This window comes from Microbacterium sp. Bi128 (assembly GCF_918698205.1).
Genome location: NZ_CAKKMM010000574.1, coordinates 1 through 3,060, shown reverse-complemented (window position 1 = coordinate 3,060; position 3,060 = coordinate 1). Strand labels below are relative to the sequence as shown.

Annotated in this window: 3 protein-coding genes; all 3 read left to right on the top strand. The window is 67.7% G+C overall.

Annotated elements, in window-relative coordinates; translation table 11 throughout:
- Window positions 1-435 (top strand): TIM barrel protein (locus LQV45_RS23125; RefSeq protein WP_230009000.1); only part of this gene is annotated, 435 nt, incomplete at its 5' end.
- A gap of 94 nt (window positions 436-529) precedes the next feature.
- Window positions 530-1,441, top strand: coding sequence for a 2-hydroxy-3-oxopropionate reductase (locus LQV45_RS23120; protein ID WP_290370298.1), 912 nt, complete (start codon window positions 530-532; stop codon window positions 1,439-1,441).
- Window positions 1,442-1,601: 160 nt separating this feature from the next.
- On the top strand, window positions 1,602-3,060 hold a 1,459-nt coding region (gcl, locus tag LQV45_RS23115), incomplete at its 3' end, for a glyoxylate carboligase (RefSeq protein ID WP_230008998.1).

Sequence of the window (3,060 nt, the reverse complement as noted above, 5' to 3'; positions counted from 1 at the left end):
CAGGACGCCATTGGCGCCGAAAATCTCGCGACGGCGGCTGCCGGCGTGGCCCGCATCGGCGGTACGGTCCTCCTGGAACCCGTCAGCGGCGCCCCCCGGTACCCCCTGCTCAAGGCACAGGATGCCCTCGATGTGATCGCCCGGGTCAAGCAGGAATCCGGCGCCGGGAACGTCAAGCTCCTCGCGGACTTCTACCACCTGGCCGTGAACGGTGACGACGTCGCCGCCGTCATCGAAAAGCACGCCAAGGACTTCGGCCACATCCAGATCGCCGACAACCCCGGCCGCGGGGCTCCCGGAACCGGGCAGCTTCCCCTCGGCGAATGGATCGCCCGCAGCCGCGCACTCGGCTACGAGGGCTACATCGGCCTCGAATACAAGGAACCCGCGGGGACCGCATTCAGCTGGGCCATCCGCCAGCGCGTCTCGCAGTAATCCCCACCCGCTCCCTAACCTCGCAAGCTCGGCCAGGGAACCCGGCGGGCGTGGGCCCACCGCCCGCCGTTCCAAAGAAGCACACCCGCGCTACATCGAACACAAAGACTTCAGAAAGAGAACCACAATGAGCAACATCGCAGTCATCGGCCTCGGTATCATGGGCCTGCCCATGGCCATCAACCTCGTCAAGGCCGGCCACGCGGTCACGGGCTTCAACCGCAGCCAGGACAAGACCGACAAGCTCGTCTCCGAAGGCGGCAAGGGTGCCGCGAGCATCGCGGAGGCCGTCAGGGACGCCGACGTGGTCATCACCATGGTGCCGGACTCCCCCGACGTCGAAGGCGTGGTCAGCGGTCCCGACGGCGTGTTCGACAACGCCAAGCCGGGCGCCCTGTGGGTTGATGCCAGCAGCATCCGCCCCGACGTCGCCAAACGCCTCGCCGACGACGCCCGGGCCGCCGGGATCCGTCCCCTCGACGCCCCGGTCTCCGGCGGCGAACAAGGCGCCATCGACGCCGCGCTCTCCATCATGGTGGGCGGTGACGCCGCCGACTTCGAGGCGGCACGGGATGTCCTGGCCGCCGTCGGCAAGACCATCGTCCACGTGGGGCCCTCCGGCGCCGGCCAGACCGTCAAGGCAGCCAACCAGCTGATCGTGGCCGTCAACATTGAAGTCCTTGGCGAGGCGATCGCCTTCCTCGAGGCCTACGGCGTGGACACGGACGCCGCCCTCAAGGTCCTCGGCGGCGGCCTGGCCGGCTCCAAGGTCCTGGAGCAGAAGGGCCAGAAAATGCTGGACCGCAACTTCGACCCCGGTTTCCGCCTGGCCCTGCACCACAAGGACCTCGGCATCGTCACCTCCGCGGCCCGCGAGGCCAATGTCGCCGTCCCCCTCGGCGCCATCGTCGCGCAGCTCGTCGCCGCCACCGTCAACCAGGGCGACGGCGGACTGGACCACTCGGGCCTTTTCAAGCAGGTCCTGAAGCTCAGCGGCCGCAACTAAGCGGCGCTGCCGCCCCGTCAAGGGGCACTTCGACACGAACGCACCGGCCGGCGTCGAGATTTACGACGGCGGCCCGCCCTCCCCCCAACAAGAGGTGCCCGCGACGATTCGCCGGGCTTCCCTTCAGCACACCCAAAAACAGACTTTCAAGGAGCACACCATGACGAAGATGCGCACTGTAGACGCAGCCGTCGCCATCCTGGAAAAGGAGGGCGCCACCGAGGCGTTCGGCCTGCCAGGCGCGGCGATCAACCCGTTCTATTCGGCCATGAGGGCCCACGGCGGCATCCGCCACACCCTGGCCCGCCACGTTGAAGGCGCCAGCCACATGGCCGACGGCTACAGCCGGGCCAAGGACGGCAACATCGGCATCTGCATCGGCACCTCGGGCCCCGCGGGCACGGACATGATCACCGGCCTGTACGCGGCGTGGGCCGATTCCATCCCGATGCTCTGCATCACCGGCCAGGCACCCGTGGCCAAGCTGCACAAGGAGGACTTCCAGGCCGTGGACATCGAGTCCATCGCCAAGCCGGTCACCAAGTTGGCCATGACCATCCTTGAACCCGGCCAGGTTCCCGGAGCCTTCCAGAAAGCTTTCCAGCTCATGCGCTCAGGCCGGCCGGGCCCGGTCCTGCTGGACCTGCCGATCGACGTGCAGATGGCCGAGATCGAATTCGATATCGACACCTATGAGCCCCTGCCCGTGGAGAAGCCCAGGGCCAGCCGGAAGCAACTGGAAAAGGCACTCGACATGCTCACCGCAGGCGAGCGCCCGCTCATCGTGGCCGGCGGCGGCATCATCAATGCCGGAGCCTCGGCCCAGCTCGTGGAACTGGCCGAGCTGCTGGGCGTCCCCGTGATCCCCACCCTGATGGGCTGGGGCGCGATCCCGGATGACCACGAACTCATGGCCGGCATGGTGGGCCTGCAGACCAGCCACCGGTACGGCAACGAGAACTTCCTGCGCAGCGACTCCGTGATCGGCATCGGCAACCGCTGGGCCAACCGCCACACCGGCGGCCTGGACACCTACACCGCCGGCCGCACGTTCGTGCACATCGACATCGAGCCGACCCAGATCGGCCGCGTGTTCTCCCCGGACTTCGGCATCGCCTCCGACGCCGGCGCCGCCCTGGATGGGCTGCTGGAGCTGGCCCGGGAACGCCGGGACGCCGGGTCCCTGCCGGACTACACCGCCTGGGTTGACGAATGTTCCGGGCGCAAAGCCACACTGCACCGCAAGACCCACTTCGACAACGTGCCGATCAAGCCGCAGCGCGTGTACGAGGAAATGAACAAAGCATTCGGCAAGGACACCACGTACGTGTCCACCATCGGACTGTCGCAGATCGCCGGCGCCCAGATGCTGCACGTGTTCGGCCCGCGCAAATGGATCAACGCCGGACAGGCAGGCCCGCTGGGCTGGACCGCCCCCGCCGCGCTGGGCGTGGTCCGGGGCAAGCCGGACCAGACCGTGGTTGCCCTCTCCGGCGACTACGACTTCCAGTTCATGATCGAGGAACTGGCCGTGGGCGCGCAATTCAACCTGCCGTACATCCACGTTGTGGTCAACAACTCCTACCTCGGCCTGATCCGGCAGTCCCAGCGCGGCTTCA